28 protein-coding genes are annotated in these 25268 nt (G+C 65.8%); 19 read left to right on the top strand and 9 right to left on the bottom strand.

Features of this window, described 5'->3' with window-relative positions:
- Window positions 1-108: 108 nt before the first annotated feature.
- The 10 genes from nifV (at window position 109) to V5B60_RS17730 (ending at window position 8655) form a co-directional block, all read left to right on the top strand.
- Complete coding sequence (nifV, locus tag V5B60_RS17770) at window positions 109-1263, top strand: homocitrate synthase (RefSeq protein WP_332348749.1); 1155 nt, start codon at window positions 109-111, stop codon at window positions 1261-1263.
- Window positions 1256-1783: a hypothetical protein gene (locus V5B60_RS17765; RefSeq protein ID WP_332348748.1), complete on the top strand. Its 528-nt coding sequence runs from the start codon at window positions 1256-1258 to the stop codon at window positions 1781-1783. The genes nifV and V5B60_RS17765 overlap by 8 nt, the downstream gene beginning before the upstream one ends.
- A gap of 14 nt (window positions 1784-1797) precedes the next feature.
- On the top strand, window positions 1798-2112 hold the full coding sequence (nifW, locus tag V5B60_RS17760) for a nitrogenase-stabilizing/protective protein NifW (RefSeq protein WP_034895634.1): 315 nt from the start codon (window positions 1798-1800) through the stop codon (window positions 2110-2112).
- Between the two features lie 4 nt (window positions 2113-2116).
- Window positions 2117-2578 (top strand): nitrogen fixation protein NifZ, encoded by a 462-nt coding sequence (locus tag V5B60_RS17755; RefSeq protein WP_332348743.1) that lies wholly within the window; start codon window positions 2117-2119, stop codon window positions 2576-2578.
- Entirely contained in the window at window positions 2571-3494 is a 924-nt protein-coding gene (gene nifM, locus V5B60_RS17750; RefSeq protein WP_332348741.1) for a nitrogen fixation protein NifM, read from the top strand. Before V5B60_RS17755 ends, nifM begins: the two co-directional genes overlap by 8 nt.
- 262 nt (window positions 3495-3756) lie before the next feature.
- Window positions 3757-4653, top strand: a complete 897-nt coding sequence (gene ntrB, locus V5B60_RS17745) for a nitrate ABC transporter permease (RefSeq protein WP_332348739.1) — start codon at window positions 3757-3759, stop codon at window positions 4651-4653.
- Between the two features lie 8 nt (window positions 4654-4661).
- Window positions 4662-5489 (top strand): ABC transporter ATP-binding protein, encoded by an 828-nt coding sequence (locus tag V5B60_RS17740; RefSeq protein ID WP_332348737.1) that lies wholly within the window; start codon window positions 4662-4664, stop codon window positions 5487-5489.
- Between the two features lies 1 nt (window position 5490).
- On the top strand, window positions 5491-6456 hold the full coding sequence (locus V5B60_RS17735) for a GAF domain-containing protein (protein WP_332348735.1): 966 nt from the start codon (window positions 5491-5493) through the stop codon (window positions 6454-6456).
- A gap of 109 nt (window positions 6457-6565) precedes the next feature.
- A complete protein-coding gene (locus V5B60_RS22295) occupies window positions 6566-6874 on the top strand; it encodes a (2Fe-2S)-binding protein (protein ID WP_434735344.1) in 309 nt (102 codons plus the stop codon).
- A gap of 515 nt (window positions 6875-7389) precedes the next feature.
- The gene (locus tag V5B60_RS17730; protein WP_332348733.1) at window positions 7390-8655 is read left to right on the top strand and encodes a CmpA/NrtA family ABC transporter substrate-binding protein; all 1266 of its coding nucleotides are present in this window, start codon (window positions 7390-7392) and stop codon (window positions 8653-8655) included.
- Window positions 8656-8765: 110 nt separating this feature from the next.
- On the opposite strand, the gene V5B60_RS17725 is transcribed toward V5B60_RS17730, so the two are convergent.
- Together V5B60_RS17725 and V5B60_RS17720 are read right to left on the bottom strand one after the other, a co-directional pair.
- The gene (locus tag V5B60_RS17725) at window positions 8766-9191 is read right to left on the bottom strand and encodes a GFA family protein (protein WP_332348731.1); all 426 of its coding nucleotides are present in this window, start codon (window positions 9189-9191) and stop codon (window positions 8766-8768) included.
- 76 nt (window positions 9192-9267) lie between these two features.
- Window positions 9268-10206 (bottom strand): LysR substrate-binding domain-containing protein, encoded by a 939-nt coding sequence (locus V5B60_RS17720; protein WP_332348728.1) that lies wholly within the window; start codon window positions 10204-10206, stop codon window positions 9268-9270.
- A 136-nt stretch (window positions 10207-10342) separates the two neighbouring features.
- Here V5B60_RS17720 and V5B60_RS17715 point away from each other — a divergent pair, with 136 nt between their 5' ends.
- The 3 genes from V5B60_RS17715 (at window position 10343) to hepT (ending at window position 12043) form a co-directional block, all read left to right on the top strand.
- On the top strand, window positions 10343-10783 hold the full coding sequence (locus tag V5B60_RS17715) for a hypothetical protein (protein ID WP_332348726.1): 441 nt from the start codon (window positions 10343-10345) through the stop codon (window positions 10781-10783).
- 424 nt (window positions 10784-11207) lie between these two features.
- Window positions 11208-11615: a type VII toxin-antitoxin system MntA family adenylyltransferase antitoxin gene (gene mntA, locus V5B60_RS17710; protein ID WP_332348724.1), complete on the top strand. Its 408-nt coding sequence runs from the start codon at window positions 11208-11210 to the stop codon at window positions 11613-11615.
- Entirely contained in the window at window positions 11612-12043 is a 432-nt protein-coding gene (gene hepT, locus V5B60_RS17705) for a type VII toxin-antitoxin system HepT family RNase toxin (protein WP_332348722.1), read from the top strand. The genes mntA and hepT overlap by 4 nt, the downstream gene beginning before the upstream one ends.
- 234 nt (window positions 12044-12277) lie before the next feature.
- On the opposite strand, the gene V5B60_RS17700 is transcribed toward hepT, so the two are convergent.
- Genes V5B60_RS17700 through rsxA form a run of 7 tightly spaced genes read right to left on the bottom strand, consistent with a single transcriptional unit; the run spans window position 12278 to window position 17675 of the window.
- The gene (locus V5B60_RS17700) at window positions 12278-12556 is read right to left on the bottom strand and encodes an RnfH family protein (RefSeq protein ID WP_332348720.1); all 279 of its coding nucleotides are present in this window, start codon (window positions 12554-12556) and stop codon (window positions 12278-12280) included.
- Window positions 12557-12574: 18 nt separating this feature from the next.
- The gene (locus V5B60_RS17695) at window positions 12575-13264 is read right to left on the bottom strand and encodes an electron transport complex subunit E (RefSeq protein WP_332348718.1); all 690 of its coding nucleotides are present in this window, start codon (window positions 13262-13264) and stop codon (window positions 12575-12577) included.
- Window positions 13261-13890 (bottom strand): electron transport complex subunit RsxG, encoded by a 630-nt coding sequence (gene rsxG, locus V5B60_RS17690; protein WP_332348716.1) that lies wholly within the window; start codon window positions 13888-13890, stop codon window positions 13261-13263. The genes V5B60_RS17695 and rsxG overlap by 4 nt, the downstream gene beginning before the upstream one ends.
- Complete coding sequence (locus V5B60_RS17685; RefSeq protein WP_332348714.1) at window positions 13887-14969, bottom strand: RnfABCDGE type electron transport complex subunit D; 1083 nt, start codon at window positions 14967-14969, stop codon at window positions 13887-13889. Before V5B60_RS17685 ends, rsxG begins: the two co-directional genes overlap by 4 nt.
- A complete protein-coding gene (gene rsxC, locus V5B60_RS17680) occupies window positions 14966-16492 on the bottom strand; it encodes an electron transport complex subunit RsxC (RefSeq protein WP_332348712.1) in 1527 nt (508 codons plus the stop codon). The genes V5B60_RS17685 and rsxC overlap by 4 nt, the downstream gene beginning before the upstream one ends.
- A 44-nt stretch (window positions 16493-16536) precedes the next feature.
- The gene (locus tag V5B60_RS17675) at window positions 16537-17082 is read right to left on the bottom strand and encodes an RnfABCDGE type electron transport complex subunit B (protein ID WP_332348710.1); all 546 of its coding nucleotides are present in this window, start codon (window positions 17080-17082) and stop codon (window positions 16537-16539) included.
- Window positions 17058-17675 (bottom strand): electron transport complex subunit RsxA, encoded by a 618-nt coding sequence (rsxA, locus tag V5B60_RS17670; RefSeq protein WP_332348709.1) that lies wholly within the window; start codon window positions 17673-17675, stop codon window positions 17058-17060. The genes V5B60_RS17675 and rsxA overlap by 25 nt, the downstream gene beginning before the upstream one ends.
- Before the next feature lie 267 nt (window positions 17676-17942).
- On the opposite strand from rsxA, the gene nifL reads away from it, so the two are divergent.
- The 6 genes from nifL (at window position 17943) to V5B60_RS17640 (ending at window position 25241) form a co-directional block, all read left to right on the top strand.
- Entirely contained in the window at window positions 17943-19502 is a 1560-nt protein-coding gene (gene nifL, locus V5B60_RS17665) for a nitrogen fixation negative regulator NifL (protein ID WP_332348707.1), read from the top strand.
- Window positions 19499-21106, top strand: a complete 1608-nt coding sequence (gene nifA / locus V5B60_RS17660; RefSeq protein ID WP_332348705.1) for a nif-specific transcriptional activator NifA — start codon at window positions 19499-19501, stop codon at window positions 21104-21106. The genes nifL and nifA overlap by 4 nt, the downstream gene beginning before the upstream one ends.
- 582 nt (window positions 21107-21688) lie before the next feature.
- Window positions 21689-23206, top strand: a complete 1518-nt coding sequence (gene nifB, locus V5B60_RS17655; protein WP_332348703.1) for a nitrogenase cofactor biosynthesis protein NifB — start codon at window positions 21689-21691, stop codon at window positions 23204-23206.
- A gap of 10 nt (window positions 23207-23216) precedes the next feature.
- Window positions 23217-23495 carry a ferredoxin gene (locus V5B60_RS17650; protein WP_332348701.1) on the top strand — a complete coding sequence of 93 codons (279 nt, stop codon included), beginning with the start codon at window positions 23217-23219 and terminating at the stop codon, window positions 23493-23495.
- Window positions 23496-23497: 2 nt separating this feature from the next.
- A complete protein-coding gene (locus tag V5B60_RS17645) occupies window positions 23498-23989 on the top strand; it encodes an ArsC/Spx/MgsR family protein (RefSeq protein ID WP_332348699.1) in 492 nt (163 codons plus the stop codon).
- Window positions 23967-25241: an FprA family A-type flavoprotein gene (locus V5B60_RS17640; RefSeq protein ID WP_332348698.1), complete on the top strand. Its 1275-nt coding sequence runs from the start codon at window positions 23967-23969 to the stop codon at window positions 25239-25241. The genes V5B60_RS17645 and V5B60_RS17640 overlap by 23 nt, the downstream gene beginning before the upstream one ends.
- Window positions 25242-25268 lie beyond the last annotated feature (27 nt).

Raw genomic sequence — 25268 nt, 5'->3', positions numbered from 1 at the left:
AAGCCCACAATCGCGTCGCAAACCCGACAATTCTCCAGCCAGCCGCTGCAAGGCACTGATTTGGAATGGCTTGATTGCTGGCACTGGAATTGCAGGTTGCTGAGTGCCATGAACCGCAACCTTCCCACCGATATCGTCATCAACGACACCACCTTGCGCGACGGCGAGCAATCGGCAGGTGTCGCCTTCAGTCTGGAGGAAAAGACCGACATCGCGCGCCGCCTTGACGCTGTCGGCGTTCCCGAGCTGGAAATCGGCATCCCCGCGATGGGCGAGGCCGAACGCGAGAGCATCCGGGCGGTTGCCGCGCTGCGACTGACGGCGCGCCTGATGGTGTGGACACGAATGAACCGCGCCGACATAGCGCTCGCGGCGAAGCTCGGTGCGCAAATGATCGACATCTCCGTACCCGCCTCGGATCAGCACCTGCAGGCAAAACTGCGACGTCATCGGAAGTGGCTGCTGACGCAGATCGGCGAGCACGTGCAACTGGCACGTGACTTCGGTTTCGGCGTCGGCATCGGTGCCGAGGACGCCTCGCGTGGCGACCCGGACCTGCTGGCGGCGATTGCCGAGGCCGCGCAGGCCGCCGGTGCGCAGCGCATCCGCTTTGCCGATACGCTGGGCGTGCTCGATCCATTCGCCACCTTCGAACGCATCCGCCACCTGCGGTCACGATGCGATCTCGAAATCGAGATGCACGCCCACGACGACCTCGGGATGGCCACGGCCAACACGCTGGCAGCCGCCCGCGCCGGCGCGACGCACCTCAACACGACCGTCAACGGGCTTGGCGAACGCTGCGGCAACGCGCCACTGGAAGAGGTGGTACTGGGTCTGCACCTGTGCCAGGGAATCCGGACAGGGATCGATCTCGCCGGCTTGCACGCGATCTCGCAACGCGTGGCCGTCGCCTCCGGGCGCCCCCTGTGCTGGCAGAAGAGCGTCGTCGGCGACGGTGCCTTCACCCACGAGTCCGGGATTCACGTCGACGGCCTGATCAAGGATCCGGCCAACTATCAGGGCTTTGATCCGCGTCTGGTCGGCCGGCGCCATCGCGTGGTTCTCGGCAAGCATTCCGGGGCGCGCGCCGTACAACAGGTGATGGCCGGCCTCGGTCATGAGCTGTCGGATGCCTCTGCGCGCGCTTTCCTGCAACGGCTGCGAAACTTCGTCGTCGAGAAGAAGCAGACGCCGTCGGCGGCCGATCTGCTGGCCCTGCTCGGCCCTGAGCCGATGCAACGGGAAGATGGCGATGGCTGACCGACTCGAGCTGCTGGAACCTGGCGACGACGTGCTCTACTTCGACGAGCCGTGCCAGCCGCGCGTCGCGGCCCAGATCGACGCGGCGGCGCGTGACTACGGCCAGCCGGCAGCCGAGCAACGGCTGCTCTTTGCCTATTTTCTGGCGCCCGAGCAGCTCTCGGTCCTGGTCGCGCTGTACCGCTACTACTTCTATCAGCATCGCCTCGACGATGCGCTGCTCGTCGCCGAGCGGGCGCTGGAAGTCAGTGCGCGCCGCCTGCAACTGGCCGGGGGCTGGCGCAACCTGGGACCACACACGCTTGGCGAGGCGGCCATGCGCTCGATGGGCATGCTGCGCTTCCATCTGCTGGCGCTCAAGGGATCCGCGGTGATCCTGTTGCGCCTCGGGCAAGTCGGCGAGGCGTGCGCTCGCCTGCGGACGATTGCCGGAGTCGACCTGCGCGACGCCCTCGGCGCTCGGCCGCTGCTCGAAGTCATCGATCGCCACTACGCACCGCTCAGCGAACCCTTGGATTGAAAGAGGAGAAAGCCATGGCTTGCGCCAACGACACCTTTGCCGACGACCTCGCCGAGCTGAGTTCGGCGGAAGAATTTCTCGACTACTTCGGTATCGACTTCGCCGTGCCGGTGGTGCAGGTCAATCGCCTGCACATCCTGCAACGCTTTCACGATTATCTGGCCAAGCAGGAAGCCGGCAAGGCGCCCGACTACCTCGCCTATCGTCACTGGTTGGCACGCGCGTACGGCGACTTCGTCGGCTCCAGCGCGCAGGCCGAAAAGGTCTTTGCCGTCTTCCAGAAGGCCGAGGGCTCGTCCTTCGTCCCACTTTCCTCGCTGACGGACTGAACCCGTGTTGCCGCGCTGGGACTACGGCGACGCGGTACGGGTGACGCGCAACGTGCGCAACGACGGCACCTTCCCGGGCGTCCCGACCGGCGACCTGCTGGTGCGACGCGGGCGCATCGGGCATGTGCGTGATGTCGGCACCTTCCTCCAGGACCAGATCATCTACTCTGTCCACTTCCTCGACGAGGGGCGCGTGGTCGGCTGTCGTGAAGAGGAACTGCTCGGCGTCGACCAGCCGTGGATCGAAAGCCGCTTCGAGGTGCGCGAGAGGGTGCGCGCGCTGCGCCCGCTGGCCGTGTGTGGGGAAATCCGGGTGCCTCCCGGCAGTCGTGGGGAAATCCTGAATCTCGAAAGATCGGAGACCGGGGGCGTCGTCTATCGGACGCACTTCGACTGTCTCGCGGGCATCCCCGTGTGGGTACCCGAGGCCGCTCTGGGTGAATGGCCGCGGTCCGGCGATGCCTGAAGCGGGCGGCATCTACCGCTCGATCAAGCTCGCCGCGCAATTGTTCGGCAAGCCCCTGGAGTCTCTCGCACCGGCAGAGCTGCAGCGGCTGAGCCGGGTCGCCGACCGGCAGCAGGAGATCGAGACGCTGATCCTGGAGACACCCGAAGCGGCCCGCGTGCAGCTCCCGGTGGCCGCGATCGACGCCAGCCTGATGGAAATACGCGGTCGCTACGGCGACGATGAGGAGTATCACACGGAGCTTCAGCGCGTCGGCCTGGACGCGTCCTCGTTGCGCCAGGCGGTGGCGCGCGACCTGTTGGTCGAGGCAGTTCTGGAAACGGTCGCGGCAGCTTCGGCGGCGGTCAGCGATACCGATGTCGAGATCTTCTGGTACATGAACCGGCAACGCTTTCGCCTTGGCGAAACGCGCGTGCTGCGACACCTGCTGGTGACCATCAACGACGGTCTGGCGGGCAACGAGCGAGCGGCCGCACGCGCCCGCATCGACGCCATCCACGCCCGCTTGCTCAGGGAGCCGCAGCGCTTTGCGGAGCAGGCCCTCAAGCATTCCGAATGCCCGACGGCGTTCCATGGTGGCCTGCTCGGCCGCGTGCCGCGTGGCCGCCTTTATCCGCAACTCGAGGCGGTCGCTTTTTCGCTCGCCGAGGGGATGCTCTCTGGCGTGATCGAGAGCGAACTCGGCTACCACCTGGTGCGCTGCGAAGCCATCCAGCGCGAACGGCTGCTGAGCTTCGTGGAAGCCCGCCAGACGATCCGCGAACATCTCGCAGGGCAACAGCAGGCCCTCTGCCGGAACGCCTGGATCAGGGCGCTGCGCCGGCAGGGGGCCGAACGGTCATCCGAGGCGAAGCGCAGGTCAGCACCGACGCCGCCGACAGAGAGGCCGCCCAAGCCACCATGGCGATCAGTTTGAGCTCGACTGCTGCCACCTGTCACGTCAGCAGAGCGATTCCACCATCTCCTTGCGCCGTGGCAAGTGCTGCATTGGCCGTTCAGCGACTCCGAGCTGGTGCACAGGGAGGCGCCTGCTGCACCAGTCTGGCGCCCTGGAACTTGCCATGATGCTCGGGGTGATCGGCAATGCATTGAATTCAATGGCGTGGATTGTATGGTACGAAGTTTGCTTTTGACTCAGCACAAGCCAATTGATCGTTTTCACTTTTCAGGACACCGCCATGGGCAGAGCCCTCTTGGACACCCCGCGCGACGTGGCCCCGCCCGCCGACACGCCACCGGTGCGCCGAGCCACTGTCGTTGCCGTGGGCACCGCGACGAAAGCGGCCCCTGCGCCGCGCGAGCCCTTCGACTGGCGCGGCCTCGGCGCGCGGGTCTTGCCGCCTCTGGGCGGCGTGGCCCTGTTGATCGCCGTCTGGGCGCTGGCGACGCAGAAGAGCGCCAGCTTCCCGACGCCACTGGCCACCTTCGACGCGGCGGTCAAGCTCTTTTCCGACCCGTTCTACAGCAACGGCCCCAACGACCAGGGCATCGGCTGGAACATCCTGTTCTCGCTGCAGCGCGTGGGCCTGGGCTTCGGCCTGGCAGCGCTGGTCGGCATACCGCTGGGCTTCATCATCGGCCGCTTCACGCTGTTCAACCGCATGCTCTCGCCGCTGATCAGCGTGCTCAAACCGGTGTCGCCGCTGGCATGGCTGCCGATTGGCCTGCTGGTCTTCAAGAGCGCCAACCCGGCGGCGATCTGGACCATCTTCATCTGCTCGATCTGGCCGATGGTGATCAACACCGCGGTCGGTGTACAGAAGGTGCCTGAGGACTACCTCAACGTCGCTCGCGTGCTGAAGCTCAGCGAGTGGAAGATCGCCACCCGCATCCTGCTGCCGTCGGTGATGCCGTACATGCTCACCGGCGTGCGCTTGAGCGTGGGCACCGCCTGGTTGGTGATCGTCGCGGCCGAGATGCTGACCGGCGGCGTGGGCATCGGCTTCTGGGTCTGGGACGAGTGGAACAACCTCAACGTCGCCCACATCATCATCGCCATCTTCGTCATCGGCGCGGTCGGGCTGCTGCTCGAATGGTCGCTGCTGGCAGTGGCACGCCGCTTCGACTACAGCTGAGGTCCGCCATGCTTGTCAATGCCACTCCTTGCATCAACACCCGGCGGACGCTGCAGATCCAGGACGTCGGCATGGTTTTCCCCACCAAGCGTGGCCCCTTCGTCGCATTGCGTGACATCAACCTCGAAGTGCAGCGCGGCGAGTTCGTCACCCTCATTGGCCACTCGGGCTGCGGCAAGAGCACGCTGTTGAACCTGGTGGCCGGCCTGACCACACCTTCCAGCGGCATCCTGCTGCTCCAGGAACGCGAGCTGACGGGGCCCGGGCCAGATCGTGGCGTCGTTTTCCAGAATCACTCGCTGTTGCCGTGGCTGAGCTGCCTGGACAACGTGCTGCTGGCCGTCGAGCGGGTGTTCGGCGAAAAGGAAGGCAAGGCGCAGCTGCGCGAACGCGCGCTGGCGGCGCTGGACCTGGTCGGCATGAGCCACGCGGTGGCCAAGCGCCCGCAGGAGATCTCCGGCGGCATGAAGCAGCGCGTGGGCATCGCGCGCGCTCTCGCCATGGAGCCGAAAATGCTGTTGATGGACGAACCCTTCGGCGCGCTCGATGCGCTCACGCGCGCGCGGCTCCAGGACGAACTGATGAAGATCGTCGCCACCACCGGGGCGACGGTCATGATGGTGACGCACGACGTCGACGAGGCGGTGCTGCTCAGCGACCGCATCGTGATGATGACCAACGGTCCGGCCGCCACCATCGGCGAGGTGCTGCGCGTGGACCTGCCGCGCCCGCGCGCCCGCGTGGTGCTGGCGGAGAACCGCGACTACGTCCAGTACCGCAAGGAGGTCATCGACTTCCTCTATACGCGGCACAGCCATGTGGAACGGGTTGCATGAGATGGACGTCGCCGTCGTGACCAGCAAGAGGACCTTCATCCGCGTCGTCGAAATCTGGGTACCCGGCAACGACCGCAGCACGCTCGAGTTCAGCGCCGGCCTGTACGGCAGCGCAGAGCGCTTCGGCGCCACCAGCCGGCAGATGTGCTTCGGCCTCGGCGAAGGCCTGCCGGGCCAGGCTTGGCTGGAGGGCCGGCCGATCGTGTTGAAACAGTTCGCAGGTGCGAACTTCCGCCGCACCCAGGCGGCGCACGCCGAAGGCCTGACCTGCGGCATCGCGCTGCCCGTGTTTGCCGGCGACTTTCTCACCGCGGTGCTGGTCATCTTCTGCGGTGACGACGAAGCGCATGCGGGTGCCATCGAGCTGTGGTGCAACGACCCGGCAGCATCGAAGGACATGACGCTCGCCGATGGCTACTATGGCAGTACCGCCGACGCTTTCGAGTTCATCTCGCGGCGCACCGCGTTCCGTCAGGGTCACGGCTTGCCGGGCCTGGCCTGGGAATCGCGGCTGCCGGTGTTCCAGGAAGACCTCGGCAAGGGCGAACGCTTCCTGCGCGCCGACAGTGCGATCAAGGTCGGCATCAACCGCGGTTTTGTCCTGCCATGCGCGACGCGCGGCGCCTCGACCTACGTGATGGCCTTCCTGTCGGCGATGGCCACGCCGATCGTACGGCGTTTCGAAACCTGGCTGCCCGACGCCGATGGCGAGCGCCTGAGCCGTGCCGGAGGCTTCTGCGAGGCAACCGGCACGGTGCCGGCCGGCGACAGCCGTGACTGCATCGAACGTGGCCAGGGCACGCTGGGCCGAGCTGCCTTCACCGGCGTGCCGATGATCGGCGAGAGTGCCGCCAGCGAACCCGGACTGGTCGGCGGCGCGGCCACTGCTGCCAGGCTTGACGCCGTGGTCGCGGTGCCGGTGCTGCACGAAGGCCGGCTGCGCGCCGTCGTCGCCTGGTACTTCTGACCCCCTGGCCATTCCCAACCCTGCGAGAGGGCTTCGACGATGGACACAAAGACCGTCCTTGAGCAGCCCCGCCAGCCCTCGGCCGACTTCTCGGCCAGCCCCGCTCGTCGTGGCTGCTCGACTGGCTGCCGCAGCGTCGCCGGCCGCCGAACCGGGCCGTGCACTGTCGGCCGCGCGAGCCGCGCCGCCGGTGGCCAGTGCGCCGCGCAGTTGGCCGGGCAGTGCGCAGCTCTGCGCCTGCGACGACGTCAGCGAAGACCGCATCACCCACGCCTTGGCCACCACCATGCCGGGTGAGGATAGCGAGCGACTGGTGGCCCTGCAGGCACGGCTGCGCTGCGGCAGCGAGTGCGGCTGGTGCCTGCCCGCTGTGAAGGCGCTTGTGCGACACGCGCGGCGGCCGGTGCCGGCCTCCTGAAGGAAGCCCCCGCGACAAGCTCAGCCAACGCGCGTCGCCCCGTGACCACCCTCGGAGCCGGTTCGGGCAGGCGAGCGATCGCCCGGCGCTGCGGGCCAGGTACGTGAACTGTCCGCGACGCCCCGCAGCGGGTTGGGGTCATGGGCGTCGACGACCAGATGGTCCAAGGACCCTTCCACAGGCGGGCGGCGAACCGCCTGCAGTCCGGCCGGGCGCAGGGCGCCCAAGGCCGCCGGATCTCGGCATGTTTCGGTCGTTTGGATGGTTTCCTCCTGCGCTTCGCGGTTCTTTCCCCTTTGCTGTGCAGGCAGGTTGCGCTGCTGCACCAAAGCAGGGAATCCCGGAGACACACCCATTGCCTCTGAGATGCAAAACAGGTTCCGCATATCGGATGGTTGAAGAGAACCGATCTCGAACATGGAACTGGCACGAGGATTGCTTGAGCCTTCTTGAGAAGCACGGTCAATGGTGACCGTGCAAAAGTTCTATCGATTCGATCGATTGCGGAGCAAGAAATGGAAGACCACAACCTGAAACCAGAATCCAAGCCGTCTTTCTCGCGTCGTGAGTTTGTTTCAGCCGCACTCGGTGCGTCGCTCATGTCCATTGTCAGCCCCGGCCTGCGCAGCGGTGCCTGGGCCGCCGGATCGGACGCACCGGAAAAGAAGGAAGTCAAGATCGGTTTCATTCCGCTGACCGACTGCGCCTCGGTAGTCATGGCTTCGGTCATGAAGTTCGACGAGAAGTATGGCATCAAGATCATCCCGACCAAGGAAGCCTCGTGGGCTTCGGTGCGCGACAAGCTGGTCAATGGCGAGCTCGACGCCGCCCATGTGCTGTACGGCCTCGTCTATGGTGTCCAGATGGGCGTCGGCGGGCCGAAGAAGGACATGGCCAACTTGATGACCTTGAACAACAATGGCCAGGCGATCACGCTTTCCAACCAGATGCGCGACAGGGGCGCGACCGACGGCGCGAGCCTGGCGAAACTGATCGCCAAGAAGGAAAAGGAATACACCTTCGCCCAGACCTTCCCGACTGGCACGCACGCCATGTGGCTGTACTACTGGATGGCCGCCAACGGCATCAACCCGATGCGGGACGTCAAGACGATTACCGTGCCACCTCCACAAATGGTCGCCAACATGCGCGTCGGCAACATGGACGGTTTCTGTGTCGGCGAGCCTTGGAACAACCGCGCGATCATTGACAGCATCGGCTTTACCGCCGTGACCTCGCAGGACATTTGGGTCGATCATCCGGAAAAGATTCTCGGCACCACTGCCGACTGGGTGAAAAACAACCCAAACACGGCACGCGCCATGGTCGCTGCGATTCTCGATGCCAGCAAATGGATCGACGCATCGATCGCGAACAAGCAGAAGACGGCCGAAACCATCGCCCAAAAGGCCTTCGTCAATACCGACACCGAAGTCATCGTCGCCCGCATGCTCGGCCGTTACCAGAACGGCCTCGGCAAGAGCTGGGACGACAGGAACCACATGAAGTTCTTCAACGACGGTCTGGTGAATTTCCCCTACCTCAGTGACGGCATGTGGTTCATGACCCAACACAAGCGCTGGGGGCTGCTCAAGAGCCATCCGGATTATCTGGCGGTCGCGAGGCAGGTCAATCGCATCGACGTCTACAAGCAGGGTGCCGCTGCCGCTGGAGTCACGCTCCCCAAGAGCGACATGCGCAGCGGCAAGCTGATTGACGGCATCGTCTGGGACGGCAAGGACCCGGCCAAGTACGCCGACGGGTTCAAGATCAAGGCCTGAACACCAGCAGCCGGTCGGCTTATGGCTCACCGCCTGCTGAATGGGCCGCAATTATCCCAGGTACGTATTGCCGTTTTGGCGACGACAGAGAGTGGCAAGCCCTGGGGCGGTCAGGGTTGGCCGGAGAACCGTGTGGCGTCAATCGGCAGAATGATTCCAGGCAGCATGCGCGAAGTCCAAATGTGAAGGGCGGACCTCAGATCGATCGCGTCATCCAATGATCCGCCCTTGACGCTGATGGTTTCAGCCGAACCAACGCGCTGATGCCACAAGCGTGATCCACAGTTTGGACAGAAGGCGCATTCCAGCTCGTGCCCGCTGTCGGTTGGGCGAATCCAGAGCTTTGGTGAGCCGCGCGTCAGCCGCAACCGCTCGCGCGGTACGAACACCGAGATGCCAAATGCCGAGGCTGACTGCTTTCGGCATTCTCGGCAGTGGCAGATGACCACCTTGAGCGGGTCGCCTGACAACTCATAGCGAATCGCTCCGCATTGGCAGCCACCCAGACGAGGAGTTTGGGGGGGGCTATCGTTCATCTCGTCTCCTTCCCTGACCATGCAATCGGACTGCGTGGATGAGTGATAGGTTGCGGTTCGTGTAGTCCTGGGACGTTCAGTCCCGTTTCTTGGCCAGGGCCCGCTCATCACGGCGCACTTCACTTCGCAGCCAAGCCACGAATGCTTCACCCACGGCGCCGCGGCCGGTCGCAGAAGGCGCCACAACAACGTGGAAGCTGCCAAGTGTTGCCACGCCGTCCGTCCCGAAGGGCGCGCAAAGAGTGCCGGCCTGCAGCTTGCCATTCAGATGTGGTCGCTTCCCGATGGCGACACCGCTACCGGCCAGCGCCGCCTCGACGACTTGGTCGTAGTGAGAAAACCGTTGCCTCCCGGCAGGCTTGAATTTGGCAGTCTTCACCGCGCTGAACCACTGCTCCCAGTCGTACCATGGACGTCCATGCACAGTGGTCTCAAATTCGAGCAGTACATGCTGCGCGAGATCGGCAAAGGTTCGCAGCGGGCGAGCAGGGTCGCGCATCAGCGCCGGTGTGCAGACTGGAAAGGTGCTGTAGTCGACCAGCGGCTTGCCAAGGGGACTGGCTCCGCCGAGACTTGCGTAGCGGATGGCGATGTCCACCTGCGCCTGCACGAGATCAAGCACGTCGTTGCTGGCTGCAATCCGAATGTCAATTTCGGGATGCTGTTGCGTGAATCGCGGTAACCGTGGTACGAGCCACAGCGACGCCAGTGGGATGGTTGTCGTCACAGTCAATGATCGCTCGACGCCGGCGAGGCGGTCCGTTGCTGCATCAATCAGCACCAGCGCCTCGCTCACCGCCCGGTAGAATTCTTCACCAGCCTGGGTCAGCTGCAACGTACGGTTCACGCGACGGAACAGCGGTTGACCGAGTTGCTCTTCGAGTTTCTTGATCTCGCGACTGACCGCCGACTGCGTCACGAACAACTCCGCCGCTGCCTTGGCAAAACTCAGCTGGCGAGCCGCCACCCAGAAGCCACGAAGCAAGTGCAGGGAGACTCGGGGCGTCGTGTTCATTCCGAAAACTCACGCGAGCTATGACAAAAGGTCGTTTGCGGTGTGCAGGTACATGGGCTGAAAATTCCTCATCAGATCACGAGACCCGAGCGGCGTTCAAGGTGAACGACCCGCCGTGGAACTGGAGGAGAGTGACATGAACGCACCCCTGATCCGATTGCGTCTTGAGATGGGCTCGATCGCCGCCGGGCTCGCCCTTGTTTTCCCGCTGTCGGCAAATTCGGTGGACACCGTGCCGGGAACGGTGGTTCAAGTGATGGTTCTTCCCGACTACTATTCGCTGAACAAGCAGCGGCTCGGCGACGTGGTCGCATTGGAGGCCGTATTGGGGCCGACCAACGACCGTGTGGTGCGTCTCGGCAACTGCGGGCCTGGGACCACTCAGGCGCTTCTTGCTGCTGTCGCAGCACTGAACGGAGTCCGTCCCGCTGTCATCGAGATTCGCGCCCTGCCCGAAGGTGATCCGGAATGCTCAGTAACCAGGAACGACCACATCGATCGAGGCGACGCCGGCAGTTCGGTGGAACACTCTGTATCCAACGGCACGGACTTGCGCGGGCGAATATTCATGCCGTGAGAATGAGGCGCAGCGCATGAGTGGCTGAGCGTCACCGCCGCGTGGTGGGGTCATGGCTCGACCGCTGGGGTAAGCGCGCTACTCGATGGCGCGGACAGAGGAGGGCGCGAACGATCGACAAGTCCGTTCTCCTCGGCAGTCATTCATCGGCAGGGTCGCGTTTCACGAAGGCGTTACCGTTACTGCCTGCCGTAGGCTGCCGGCAAGCGGTCTCCTGGTAAAGAGCTGGTTCGGTTGGCCGACGAACCCCATCAGAAAGCAGCGATGGCGGTCTGGGCGCGACCGAGGGTCAGTGCGTGGATGTCGTGTGAGAGGCGATGGAGCCAATCCATCTGCGCACCTGACCAGACGCTTGACCGTGATTGCTGCGGCCACCTATACTGTTCGCGAGTGAATTCCCGCCCGTTCCCTTGATCGTGACGCCATGCAGTCAGCCGCATTGATCGAGTCGCTGCGCCAGTTTTTCGCCAGCCGGGGTGAGGATCTGGCGTGCGTGTATCTCTTCGGCAGCCAGGCGCGTGGTACCGCCGGTCCGGCCAGCGACGTTGACCTTGGCGTGTTGCTCGTCGGCGATCCGCCGAGAACCCTCGAGGGGCTGGGTATCGACCTCGCCGCCGATCTGGAAGCAGCAATCGGTCGCCACGTCGATCTCGTCGTGCTCAACCGCGCACCGGCAGACCTGATCCACCGTGTGTTGCGCCATGGCGTCCTGGTTTGCGAACGCGACCGCTCGGCGCGAATCCGTTTCGAGGTTCAGGCACGCAATGCGTACTTCGATCTGCTGCCGTATTTGCGCGAGTACCGGCAAGCCGCGCGACAGCCTCTGCGATGACCGACATCGACCTCGTCGAGAAAAAACTCGCTTTCATCGAGACCTGTGTGCGCGAGTTGCGCGATCTGTGCGAGCCGGAGCGCATTCCGGTCGACATTCGCGAGGAACGATTTGCCGCCCACACGCTGCAGATCGCGATTCAAGCCGCCCAGGACGTCGCTTCGCACATCGTTTCCGAAGGCCGCCTGGGAGAGCCGGAGAGCAACCGCGACCTGTTCGCGCTGCTGTGTGCGGACGGCTGGATCGAAGCTGAACTGTCGGTGGTCATCCAGAGGATGATTGGCTTCCGCAATGTCGTGGTGCACGGCTATCAGCATCTGGACCAGGCGATCTTGGTCGACGTCGTGCGCAATCGTCTCGGCGACCTGCTCGCCTTTTGCAGCGCGATTCGCGCGCGGTTGCATGCGACCCAGGGTGCGGGTCGCTGATTCCCGGCCCGTCGGGCATGGCTGCTGGTCGTCCTGCATTCCGGTGTTGTCTGTTCAGCCTGCATTGGGAAAAGCGGCATCAATGCGATCAGGCAGCTTGCGCAGGAGCTGATGAATGCCGCCGAGCAGCGTCGCCATGAACTGGTCGCCTTGCGCGACCGCGCGTCGGCGCAGGCGGGAAGGCACTCGGCCAGAGGGCACTGAGAGCGACCAGAAGGCCCGGCGAACGCCAGCCTATTCCTCATCATCGCCCGCGCCATCGCGGCGCGGGACGGTTTGCGGGTCGCAGGTGATCGGACGGTAGATCTCGACCCGGTCGCCCGGCCGGAGGGGCGTGTCGAGTTTCACCAGGCGGCCGAAGACGCCCACCTTCTGCGTTTGCAGGTCGATGGAGGGAAACGATCGGAGGACGCCGGAACGGTCGATCACCTGGCGCACGGTCGACTCGTCAGGCACCTCGATGGTCAGCCAGATCTGCTGCCCGGCTTCGGAGTAGGCGACACCCACCTGCATGGCAAAATCCCTCTCGCGTCAGACAACCGGATCGGGCGAGAGCGGAGCCGGCGTGACGCTGCCGTTCCTTTCGCTGCGCGCGCGCAACTCGAGCGCCCGCTTGCCGGCCAGCAACAGGCCGAGGACGAGAAAGCCGCCCGGCGGCAGAATCATCAGCAGGAAGCCGCCGTAGCCGGGGATCACCGTCAGCTCGATGGCACGGAACGCCGGCCCCAACAGCAGGCTCGCCTGCGCGAACAGGGTGCCGCTGCCGAGCAGCTCGCGGATCAGGCCGATCAGCGTCAGGGCGCCGGTAAAGCCCAGGCCCATGGCCAGGCCGTCGGCGGCCGACGCGGTGACGCCGTTCCTTGAGGCAAAGGCTTCGGCGCGACCCAGGATGGCGCAGTTCACCACGATCAGGGCGATGAACAGCCCGAGAACCTTGTACAGGTCGTGCAACCAGGCATTGAGCGCGAGATCGACGAGCGTCACCAGCGTTGCGATCAGGACGACGAAGATCGGGATGCGCACCTGCGGACTCACCAGCGAGCGGATCGACGCCACCAGAACATTCGACGTGATCAGGACCGCCGTCGTCGCCAGGCCCATGCCGAGGCCATTGGTGCCGCTGGTGGTGACGGCCATCGCCGGACAGAGGGCGAGCATCTGGGCGAAGACGACGTTCTGCAGCCAGAGACCGTCCTTCAGCGTCTGCACGAGTCTTTTCACGGGCTCTTGCCTCCCTGCAGGATTTCCGCGCGGTGCGCGGCGAAGAAGTCGAGTCCCTCCTTGACCGCCTTGACGACGGCGCGCGGCGTGATGGTGGCGCCGGCCATCTGATCGAAGACGCCGCCATCCTTCTTCACCGCCCACTTCCCTGCTGGCAATGTGGCCAGCGACAGGCCGTTGAACGACAGGATCCACGGCGACTTCGCGAGATCGATCTTGTCGCCGAGACCCGGGGTTTCGTTGTGCTTGAGGACACGTGCGCCGAGCAGCACGCCGGCGCGGTCGATGCCGACCAGCACGAGCACATCGCCGGCGTAGCCGCGCGCCGAGCTCTGGAAAATGGCCGCGGCGACCTCGCCCTGGCGGCGGGCGAGGTAGACCCGCTTGCTGCTCCCGTCGCCGTTGCCGATCTCCAGCGTGTCGGCCAGCAGGTCGTTGTCGGCGAATCGCTCCGGCAGAACCTGTGCCAGCGAGGCCTGTAGATCGCGCGCTTCGGCGGCGACGATCCGCTCACGCGTGGCGCTGACGGCAAAGGCCAGGGCAGCGCTGGCGAGCAGCGCGATCACGCCGAGGGAGACCCCCTGATAGGCCAGGTGGTCGCGCAGCGCCGCGATGGCGCGCTTCACGACTCGATCTCCAGTGGCATGCCGCGCCGGTCACGACCATAGATGCGCGGCTTGACGTAGCGGTCGATCACCGGCGTCAGCGCGTTCATCAGCAGCACCGCGAAGGCGACGCCTTCCGGGTAGCCGCCCCAGGTACGGATGACGTAGCTCAGGAAGCCGACGCCGGCGCCGAAGACGAGCTGGCCGGCGGCAGTGTTGGGCGAGGTGACGTAGTCGGTGGCGATGAAGAAGGCTCCCAGCATGGCGGCACCGGACAGCAGGTGGGTGCTGACCGACAGGTAGCGAGCCGGATCCAGGCTGTGCATGAACGATGCGAACAGGGCAAGCGTCGCCAGCATGGCGAAGGGAATGTGCCAGGTGATGAGGCGCAAGCCGAGCAACAGCAGGCCGCCAGCAGCAATCAGCAGCGACGCGGTCTCGCCGAGGCTGCCGGCGCGTTCGCCCAGCAGATTGATCGTTGGCGCCTGCGTCGCGGCCAGCGACTGCAACAGATCGACGCCGCGCGACAGTTCGCTGCGGGCGTAACCGAAAAGGGTCGCGCTGCTCATCGCGTCGAGCGCTTCCGGCCGGGCACCGAAGGTGATCCACAGACCATCGACGAATCCCGGTGCGTTCGCCGAGCGCAGCGGCAGGGGCGCCGTCCACGCCGTCATCGGCACCGGGAAGGAGATCAGCAGCATCACCCGCGCCACCATCGCCGGATTGAAGAGATTCTGCCCGAGGCCGCCAAAGACCTGCTTGCCGATGACGGTGGCGAACAGCCCACCGACGACGCCCACCCACCACGGCGCCCAGGGCGGCAGCGAGAGCGCCAGCAGCCAGCCGGTGAGCAGGGCCGAAGCATCGCACAGCGACGGCAGGACCGCTTGCCGCCGCAGGCGCAGGCAGAGCGCTTCGCCGGCGATCGCCGAAGCGGTCGTGAGCCACCACAGATGAATCGCTGGCCAGCCGTACAGCCAGAAGCCGAACAGCGTTGCCGGCAGGAGCGCGGCGCAAACCCAGAGCATGACGCGGGTGACGTTGGTGCCGGCAGTCGCGTGCGGCGCCGCGACGGGGCCAGCCGGGCGCGGCGGGATCATGTCGCCGCTTCGCTGGTGGTATCGGCGATGCGCGTCGACAGCAGGCGGCTGCCGCCTCCGACGGCAGCCTTGGCGGCATCGCGCTCTGCCTTTCGCCTGGCGTTCGCGGCGGCCTTCTCCTGCGCCTCGCGGGCCAGGCGCGCGGCGCGGTCTTCGGCCAGGCGTCGGGTCGCGTCGTTGCGCAGCCGGCTGCGCTCGCGCGCCGACAGTTCGCCCTTGGCGTGACTGAAGAACTGCACCAGCGGGATATGTGCGGGGCAGACATAGGCGCAGCAGCCACAACCGATGCAGTCCGACAGTCCGAGTCCGGCAGCGCTGTCGAGATCGCCGACGCCAATGCGGCTGGCCATCTCCAGTGGCAGCAGACCCATGGGGCAAGCCCGCGTGCAACTGCCGCAGCGGATGCAGGGGCCGGCTGGCGGCGTCCGCGCTTCGGCGGCGTCGAAGGCGAGGATGCCCGACGCCCCCTTGACGATGGGTACGCGGGCGTGCGGCAGGACGATGCCCATCATCGGTCCGCCGAGCACCAGCCGCGCCGGCCGCTCGCTGACGCCGGCAAAGCGCAGCAGATCGACCACCGGGGTGCCGATCGGTGCCAGCACGTTGCCGGGCCGCGTCAGGGCGCCGCCGTTCAGCGTGACGATCCGTTCGACCAGCGGCTCGCCGCGGCGAACGGCGCGGTGCACGGCGGCACAGGTCGACACGTTGTGCACCAGCACGCCAACCTCGGCGGCACGCGCATCGGCCGGGACCTCCTTGCCGGTGAGGGTCTGGATCAGTTGCTTGTCCGATCCCATCGGATAGCGCGCCGGCACCACCCGCAGTTGCACATTGCCGAAAGCCGCGGCGGCCACCCGCATCGCGGCGATCGCCTGCGGCTTGTTGTCCTCGATGCCAATCAGGGCCTCGCGGGCGCCGATGGCGTGCATCACGATGCGCAGGCCGTCGACCACTTCGGCGGCACGGTCGCGCATCATCCGATCGTCCGATGACAGGTACGGTTCGCATTCGCCGCCGTTCACGATCAGCGTGCCGACCTGCAGGCGGCGACCCAGATTGAACTTGACTGCCGCCGGGAAGGTGGCACCACCGAGCCCGACGACACCAGCCGCCGCCGTTCGCCGGGAAATCTCCTCGGGAGCCAGTGCGAACGGATCGGCCACCGGCACGCGTTCGCACCAGGCGTCGGCGCCGTCGGCGGTGATCGTGATCGCCAGTTGCGAGAGGCCGGAGGGATGTGCTGCGGTGATCTCGCCGATCGCGCTGATCCAGCCCGAGGTGGGCGCATGCACGGGCGCCGAGATGTTGCCGTTCGGTTCGGCAATCAGATCGCCCTTCAGGACACGTTCGCCGACCAGTACCACCGGCCGTGCCGGATTTCCGACGTGCTGCTGCAACGGCACGTGGAGTACTTCCGGCAAGGGCAGCGAACGCAGCGGCGCGTCTGCCGCAGGCCGCTTGTGATCGTCCGGATGGACACCCCAATGCGGGCGGCGGCCGAGAATCTTTTCCAGGATGCGCACGTCGTGCCTCGTCTTCGGTCGATGACAGTCGATCCGCTCGCCGGCTAGGCGGCGAGCGCAGCTGGCGTCGCAGCCGGCCTTGGCCAGACCCAGTGCTGCACGGTGACCGGCATTGTCTGCAACAGCAGCGCCTCGGTCGGACAGCGGTCGATGCAGCTGCCGCAGCCGGTGCACGCTTCGCGAATCACGTTGTGAATCTGCTTCGCCGCGCCGACGATGGCATCCGTCGGACAGACCTTGCTGCAGCGGCAACAGCCGATGCAGATCTCTTCGGCGACGCGGGCGACCTGCGGCCCGCGGTCGACGACGGCATCGAGGTCGATGCTGATTCCCAGCTTGGCCGCAAGCGCCTTCGCCAGCGCCTTGCCACCCGGTGGGCAAAGTGTGACCGGGGCGCTTCCCTCGGCGATGGCCGCCGCCGCGCGCGGGCAACCGGCAAAGCCGCACTGACCACAGTTTGAGCCGGGCATCAACGCTTCGATCTCGGCAGCGAGCGGGCTGCCTTCGACGTGAAAGTACTTCGCCGCCACGCCGAGGGCGAGGCCCAGCAGGGTGCCGAGAACGGTCAGGGACAGAATGGCGAACCACATGGCGAGGACTCCTGTGAAAAACTGAGGCCGGCAAAACCCATGAACGCCAGAGACAGCAGGCTGGCGAGGATGAAACTCACCGGCGCACCAGCAAAGGGGGCCGGCACGCGCGCCAGCGCCAGGCGCTCGCGCAGGCCGGCAAACACCAGCAGCACCAGGGTGAAGCCGAGGGCAGATCCGAATCCGTAGACCACGTTCTGGAGGAAACCCATCTTCTCCTGCGCGGTGAGCAGCGCCACGCCGAGCACCGCGCAGTTGGTGGTGATCAGCGGCAGATAGATGCCCAGTGCCTGATACAGCGCCGGCGCCGATCTCCTGACGACCATCTCGACGAACTGCACCGTCGCCGCGATGACCAGGATGAAGCTCAGAATGCGCAGGTAACCGAGGTCAAAGGGCAGCAGCAACCAGTGCTCCAGCATCCAGGTGGCGGCGCAGGCCAGGGTGATGACGAAGGTCGTGGCGAGCCCCATCCCCAGCGCGCTGTCGATGCTTCGCGAGACCCCCATGAAGGGGCACAGTCCGAGAAACTTCACCAGCACGACGTTGTTGACCAGGGCGGTGGCCAGCAGCAGCAGGAAATGGGTGGTCATTGTCGGCAATCTCCTTGAGACGGGTCACGCACGAACCGTGCCACGGCTTGCGGCACGCCACACCAAAGCCGTGCCGGCGTTGCCAAGTGCGCACCGGCATGGCGTTTTTTCTCTCTCCAGCGCGACCCGGCGAGCGGTGCGCGGCAGCCGCCAGCGTTGTCGCAAAGCCGACAAATCGCCACGAATGCAACCAGAAAGGGCTGGCTATTCAAGGGCGGCACGAAAAATGCTCCGTATTTGCCAAACACTTCGAAAGGGAGGCGCGCGATGACCAGCAATCAATTCCAGGCAGCGACCGACGGCGCGCCGCGGGCGGCGGAGGTGCTGCTGCCGAGCGTCCATCCACAGGTGTTCCAGCAGACGGTCAATCAGGCCGACATGGCGATCTCGATCACCGATGGGCAGGGCAACATCCTCTACGTCAACCCGGCTTTTACCCGCGTCACGGGCTACGCGAGCGAGGAGGCTGTGGGCCGGAACCAGTCGATCGTTTCCCACCACAGCATGCCGCCTGATTTTTATCGCGCTCTTTGGCAGACGATTTCCCATGGCGAACCCTGGAGTGGGCACCTCGTCAATCGGCGCAAGGACGGCAGCAAGTATCTTGCCGAACTGAGCATCTCGCCGGTAGTCAATGGCAGCGGCGAGGTCCTCAACTACCTCGGCATGCATCGCGACATCACCGAGCTCCACCGCCTGGAATCCCAGGTACGGAATCAGAAGGCGCTGATCGAGTCGGTCGTCGACGCCGCGCCGATGGTCATCGCGCTGCTCGACGGCGACGACCGCGTCGTCCTCGACAACCATGAGTACAAGAAGCTTCAGGCCGACCTGGGGATGGCAGAGCCGGCACCGATGATCATGTCGTCGGTGCGCGCCAGCCTCGAACCGGAGGCGGGGCGTGGCCGCCGACCGTCCGGTTACCTGTTTCTCGACCGCGAAGTGCGGCTCGATCCTCCTGGTGGTCGCTCCCCGCGCTGGTTTTCGTGCTCGGGAAGCCGCGTGCGCGAGGACGACACCTCTGCCGATGCCGTTCTCGCTGATCAGGGGCGCGACTACCTGCTGCTGGTGGCGAAGGAGATCACGAGCCTGCGTACGCAGCAGGAGAAGGCGCGCGTCGCCGCACTGCAGGCGGTGATGGCCGACGAGGATCGCGCGTCCGGTTTGCGCGAGAGCCTCGCGGCGGCGATCTTTCGTCTCGAGGGGCCGCTCAACATGATGGCCTCCGTGGTCGGCATGCTGGCGCGGCGGCAGGGCGAGACCGACCCGATGTCGACCGCTCTCGCGGAGGCACTTGCCACCGGCCAGCAGGCACTCGCGGACCTCCGTTCGATGATCCCCGCCAAGACGCGCGAGCCACTCGGCGCCGTCAACCTCAACGAACTGCTGCGCGATGTCCTCGATCTGTCCACCGGCCGCCTGCTCGCCGCCGGCATCACCGTGATCTGGCAACCGCAGGCGATCTTGCCGGCCCTGCTGGGTGCACCCAACCGGTTGCGCTCACTGTTCAAGGCGCTGATCGACAATGCCATCGAAGCGATGAACATCCGTGGCTGCCGTGAGCGCGAACTGACGGTGCTCAGCCGGGCGCGTCTCGGTGGCATCGAAGTGGAGATCGCCGATAGCGGACCAGGTATCGACCGAGCCCAGCTGCTGAAGGTGTTCGAGCCGTTCCACACCACGAAACGCGGAGGTGGCCATCTCGGCACCGGCCTGTCGGCGGCGCAGCAGGTCGCCGCCGAGCACGGTGGCTTCCTCGAGATCGAGCCGACGACGACTCGCGGCTGTCGCGTACGCGTGTTGCTGCCGCTGCGTCGACGATCATGAACGAGCGCTCGGCATCGCTGCTGCAGTCCCAGTTTGCGATCCTCGCGCGCGTCGGACAGTTGCTGGCGCGCGCGCTCGATGCGCCGCAGACCCTGCGCGAAGTGCTGCGCACACTGGAGATCAGTGGTCACTTGAGTCGCGGCCTGATCGCCGTCGCCCATTCCGAGAGCGGCGACCTGCGCGTGCACGCCGCGCATGGTCTCGATCACGATGATCTCCAGGCGGTCTCCTACCGGGCGGGCGAGGGGCTGCTTGGCCGCATCCTTGAGACCGGCAAGTCTTGTGCGATCGCACAGGTCGGAGCGGATCCGTGGTTCCTGAACCGGCTCGGCCTGTATGAGCGCGAGCTGCCATTCATTGCCGTCCCGATTCGTCTTGGTGGGACGCTGCAGGGTGTGCTGGCGGTGCAGCCCGATGCGCCGGACGATGGCTTGCTCGACGAGCGGGTCCGCTTTGTCGAGCTGCTCGCCGATCTGATCGCGCAGCACGTCCGGCTGTCGCTCGCCGTCAGCCAGGAGGGCCGCCCGCTCGACGAGGAGCGCGAGCCACAGCGCCACGCCCTGCGTCACCGTCCGGGCTTCGGCAACCTCGTTGGCCACTCGCCGGTCATGATGCGCGTCTTCGACCAGGTCCGCATGGTTGCCAAGTGGTCAACGACGGTCCTGATCCGCGGCGAGACCGGTACCGGCAAGGAGCTGATCGCCAACGCCATCCACTACAACTCACCACGTGCACGCGGCCCCTACGTGCGTCTCAACTGTGCCTCCTTGCCCGAGAACCTGCTGGAATCGGAACTTTTCGGGCATGAGAAGGGTGCCTTCACCGGCGCCGTGAGTTCGCGCAAGGGGCGCTTCGAGATGGCCGACGGCGGCACGCTCTTTCTCGACGAGATCGGCGACGTCTCTCCGGCCTTTCAGGCCAAGCTGTTGCGTGTCCTGCAGGAGGGCGAACTCGAGCGGGTTGGCGGCGGTCGGACACTGAAACTCGACGTGCGGCTGCTTGCCGCCACGCATCGCGACCTCGAAGTGGCGGTCGATGCCGGTCAGTTCCGCGAGGACCTGTACTACCGTCTCAACGTGATGCCCATCGTGTTGCCGCCGCTGCGCGAGCGCATCGAGGATCTGCCGAAGATCGCCAGACACCTGCTCGAACGTCTGGGTACCCTGCAGCGCCGGCCCTTGCGCCTCACCGGCGGCGCACAGCGGCGCCTGATGCAGCACCACTGGCCAGGCAACGTGCGGGAGCTGGAGAACTGCCTCGAGCGTGCCGCCGTGATGTCGGAAAGCGGCGAGATCGACGCCGACCTGATCCGCATCGACAGGGTGCGCGAGCGCAGCGGCAGACGCCCGACTGGCGCGGCGCCGGCGCCTCTGCCCAGTCACCCTAGCAGCACCGTCGCGCTACCGAGTGCCGGCGCCCAGGCGGCCGCTGGGGCCGACGACGACAGCGAGCCCACCGCCGAACCCAGCGAACGCGAGCGCGTGATCGCTGCGCTCGAACGCGCCGGCTGGGTGCAGGCACGCGCCGCCCGCCTGCTCGGCATGACGCCGCGGCAGATCGCCTACCGGGTGCAGATCCTCAACATCGAGATGAAGCAGATCTGATCTCGCGGCCACATTTCGTTCATGTTATGGAAGTCGCCGCGTAACGGGCGGACAACCGCGCTCTGTCCCCGACTGCTTCGCTAAAAGGGCAGGGTTTCTCCATATCCCGTAACCCGGCATCGCACTGCGGCAAGAAGAAACACCCCACCACAATTGTACGCGGGCTGCCCAAGCGTCCCGAGCACACCGGCATCGGCCATCTTGTGATAGTCGCCAACGCTGATGCGGTGTCGTGCTCGGTCCATGAGTTCGCTCATAGAGCCCATGCTTGGTCTCTCCTGCGAAGTAGCTTGCGCCAGATTGGCGACGAGGGATAGGGAATCCAACGGTTGTTCAGCGAGTGTAGGGACCTCGCCAGACGGCGTCAATCTCCAAGCCTGTTCCTTCTCGGCTGTCGCACGGGCGCAGGCGACGCGGGTCGCCGCCGCAGGTCGTCATTCCGCCATTGTCGTGTTTGCAACATCGCGGGCGAATCTGGACGGAACTGGATTTTCAATGACTTGAGCGAGCCGACCGGCCTGGCACGCCAGTTGCTGTATCCCTGGTGCCTCGAAACCCGAGAAATCACCAGGGAAGCTCGCCATGGATCTGCCTGTCATCGAACCCTCGCCGCCCGCGGCCGCCAGCTGCAGCGCCGGTAGTTGCGGCTCCACGGCCCGGCAGATGGACGCTCTGTCGGACGCCGTCCGCGCCCGGGTGCAGGATCACCCCTGCTACTCGGAAGACGCCCACCACTACTTCGCGCGCATGCACGTGGCCGTGGCACCGGCCTGCAACATCCAGTGTCACTACTGCAATCGCAAGTACGACTGTGCCAACGAGTCGCGGCCGGGCGTGGTTTCCGAGGTGCTGACGCCGGACCAGGCGGTCAGGAAGACCCTGGCGGTGGCGGCGACGATCCCGCAGATGAGCGTGCTCGGCATCGCCGGTCCCGGCGATCCGCTCGCCAATCCTGAGCGCACCTTCGAGACCTTTCGGCAGTTGGCGCTGAAGGCACCGGACATCAAGCTTTGCGTGTCGACCAACGGCCTCGTCTTGCCCGACTACGTCGAGGAGCTCGCCCGCTGCAACATCGACCACGTCACCATCACCATCAACTGCGTGGACGCGGCGGTCGGCGCCAGGATCTATCCGTGGATATTCTGGAAGAACCGGCGCGTCTTCGGCCACGAGGCGGCGGCGATCCTCATCGCGCAGCAACAGAAGGGCCTGGAGATGCTGACCGCGCGCGGCATCCTGGTGAAGGTGAACTCGGTACTCATTCCCGGCGTCAATGATGCCCATTTGCCGGAGGTGTCGAGGATCGTCAAGGCCAAGGGTGCCTTCCTGCACAACGTCATGCCCTTGATCGCCGAGGCCGAGCACGGCACCTTCTACGGGGTGATGGGCCAGCGCAGCCCGCAGCCGGCCGAACTCAAGGCCCTGCAGGATGCCTGCGCCGGGGACATGAACATGATGCGCCACTGTCGTCAGTGCCGCGCCGATGCGGTCGGCCTGCTCGGCGAGGATCGCGGCGCCGAGTTCACGCTCGACAAGATCGAGGCCATGGAGATCGACTACGAGGCGGCGATGGTCGTGCGTGCCGAGTTGCGCGCGCAGATCGCCGCCGAACTGGCCGAGAAACGCGCCAGAGCACACGCGCCGGCGGCCGCGACAGCACCGCAGGTGATCAGAATCCAGCCGCACGTCGCGAAATCGGCGCCGCCGGTCGGCCGGCCGGTGCTGATGGCGGTGGCGGCGAAGAACGGGCTGGTCGCCGTGCACTTCGGGCACGCCAGGGAGTTCCTGGTATACGAAGCCTCGGCAGACGGCGCCCGCCTGGTCGGTCACCGCAAGGCGGAGTCGTATTGCGCCGGTGACCAGAGCTGTGGCGATGCCGAGGCGGTGCTGGCAGCGACGATCCGGGCGCTCGCCGACTGCGAAGTCGTCCTCTGCTCACGCATCGGCTTTGAACCCTGGGGGCAACTCGAGGCGGCAGGAATTCAGCCGAACGGCGAGTACGCCATGCAAGCGACCGAGGAGGCCGTCATGGCGGTGTGGAACGAGATGCTGGCGGCCGGCAAGTTGGCTGTCGGGCAGATCGCGGCAAAGCGCGCGTGAGGAGGCGAACATGGCCCTCGAAATCATCGAAGGCTGCGTCAATTGCTGGGCTTGCGAACCGCTCTGCCCGCAGCAGGCCATCCAGGCGGCGACCCCGCACTTTCTGATCGACGCCGACAAATGCACCGAATGCAGCGGCGATTTTGCCGAAGCGCAATGCGCCAGCATCTGCCCGATCGAAGGAGCGATCATCAACGAACTCGGCGAAGCACTGAACCCGCCGGGTTCGCTGACCGGCATCCCGCCGGCGCGCTGGGCCGCGGCGCAGGCCGAGATTGCGGGGCGCTGAGCATGGCCGAGATCATTTTCTACGAGAAGGCCGGCTGTGCGGGCAACGCCCGCCAGAAGGCCCTGCTGGTGGCTTCCGGGCACCAACTGGTGGTCCGCGACCTGCGCGGGCAGTTCTGGAGCAATGTGCGCCTGCTCGAGTTTCTCGCCGACTTGCCGGTCGCCGAGTGGTTCAACCCGGCGGCGCCAGCGATCAGGGCCGGGACCATCGTGCCCCACGAACTCGATGAGCGGAGCGCACTGGCGCTGTTGCGGCATAACCCCTTGCTGATCCGGCGGCCGCTGCTGCAGGTCGGCGAAGAACGGCAGGTGGGTTTCGACGTAGCGGCAATCGACGCCTGGATCGGCCTGCGCGAGCTGCCGGCCGGCGACCTCGAAGCCTGCCGGCGCAATCGCGGCGGGGTAACTACCTTCCATGCGCAGACGGCTGGTGGCGCCGCCCATCCCTGCCGCTTCGACGACCAACAGGCCGATGAGTCCCGCTGCCCACCTTGAGCGAGCGGTGCCCGTCGCCGCCGGGGTGCACTGGATCGGCGCCTTCGATCCCGACCTGCGCCGCTTCGACATCATCCTGCGCACGGCCAACGGCACCACCTACAACGCCTATGCGGTGCGTGGCAGCCATGGTGTGGCGATCATCGACACAGTCAAGATCGGCTTCTCGGAAACCTTCTTTCGCCGCCTGGAGTCGATTGCCGACTACGACGAAATCACCACCATCGTCCTCAATCACCTTGAGCCGGATCACTCCGGCGCCCTGCCGGAGCTGCTGCGGCGCGCCCGGCGCGCGACGCTGCTGGTTTCGCCGCAGGCGCGTCTGATGCTGAAGGGGCTTTTCGACCCGGCAGATCTGGCGGGGCGGATCGCTTTCGTCGGCAGCGGCGACCGGGCCGATCTTGGCGATCGGCAACTCGCATTCCTCAACACGCCGTACCTGCACTGGCCGGATACCCAGTGCACCTGGCTGGCGGCCGAAGGGGTCCTGTTCTCGGCCGACTTCCTCGGCTGCCACTATTGCGACAGCCGTCTGTTCAATGACGCGGTCGGTGATTTCCGCTTCTCCTTCGATTACTACTACGGACACATCATGCGCCCGTTCCGCACCTATGTGCGCGAGGCGCTCGACCTGATCGAACCGCTGCCGTTGCGTATCATCGCTCCCGCGCACGGCCCGATTCTGCGGCGCGATCCCCGCGAGTACGTCGCCCGCTATCGCGCCCTTGCCGCGCCCGCTGCGCACGGAGTTGCGACCAGGACCCTGTTGGTCTTCTACATCTCGGCCTATGGCGCCACGCGCCGCATGGCGGAAGCCGTGGTGGCCGGAGCCGAATCGGCGTCGACGGCCGCCGGCGAGGTGCGTGTCTCGCTGTATGACCTGGAAGGTGGTGATGCAGGCACTTTCGTCGACCTCATCGAGGAAGCCGACGCGCTCGTCTTCGGCAGTCCGACGATCAACGGTGATGCGGTGAAGCCGGTGTGGGACCTGCTGTCCTCGCTGACCGTGGTGGATCTCAAGGGCAAGCTGGGCGCGGCCTTTGGCTCGTACGGCTGGAGCGGCGAGGCGGTACCGATGATCGAAGACCGCCTGCGCCGCCTGAAGCTGCGCGTTCCCCTGCCGGGTGTCCGGGCGCGCCTGGCGCCGACCGGCGAAGACTTTGCCGCCTGCCACGATCTCGGGCGTGAGGTTGCGCTCCACCTCCTGGGCCGCCCGACGCCACGTACCGTCGATCTCGCGCAGCTCTCATGATTTCCCAGTCCACCCAGCGGAGAAAAC

The sequence above is a fragment of the Accumulibacter sp. genome (assembly GCF_036625195.1).
Lineage (GTDB): Bacteria > Pseudomonadota > Gammaproteobacteria > Burkholderiales > Rhodocyclaceae > Accumulibacter.
This window is presented reverse-complemented; position numbering and strand designations above follow the sequence as displayed.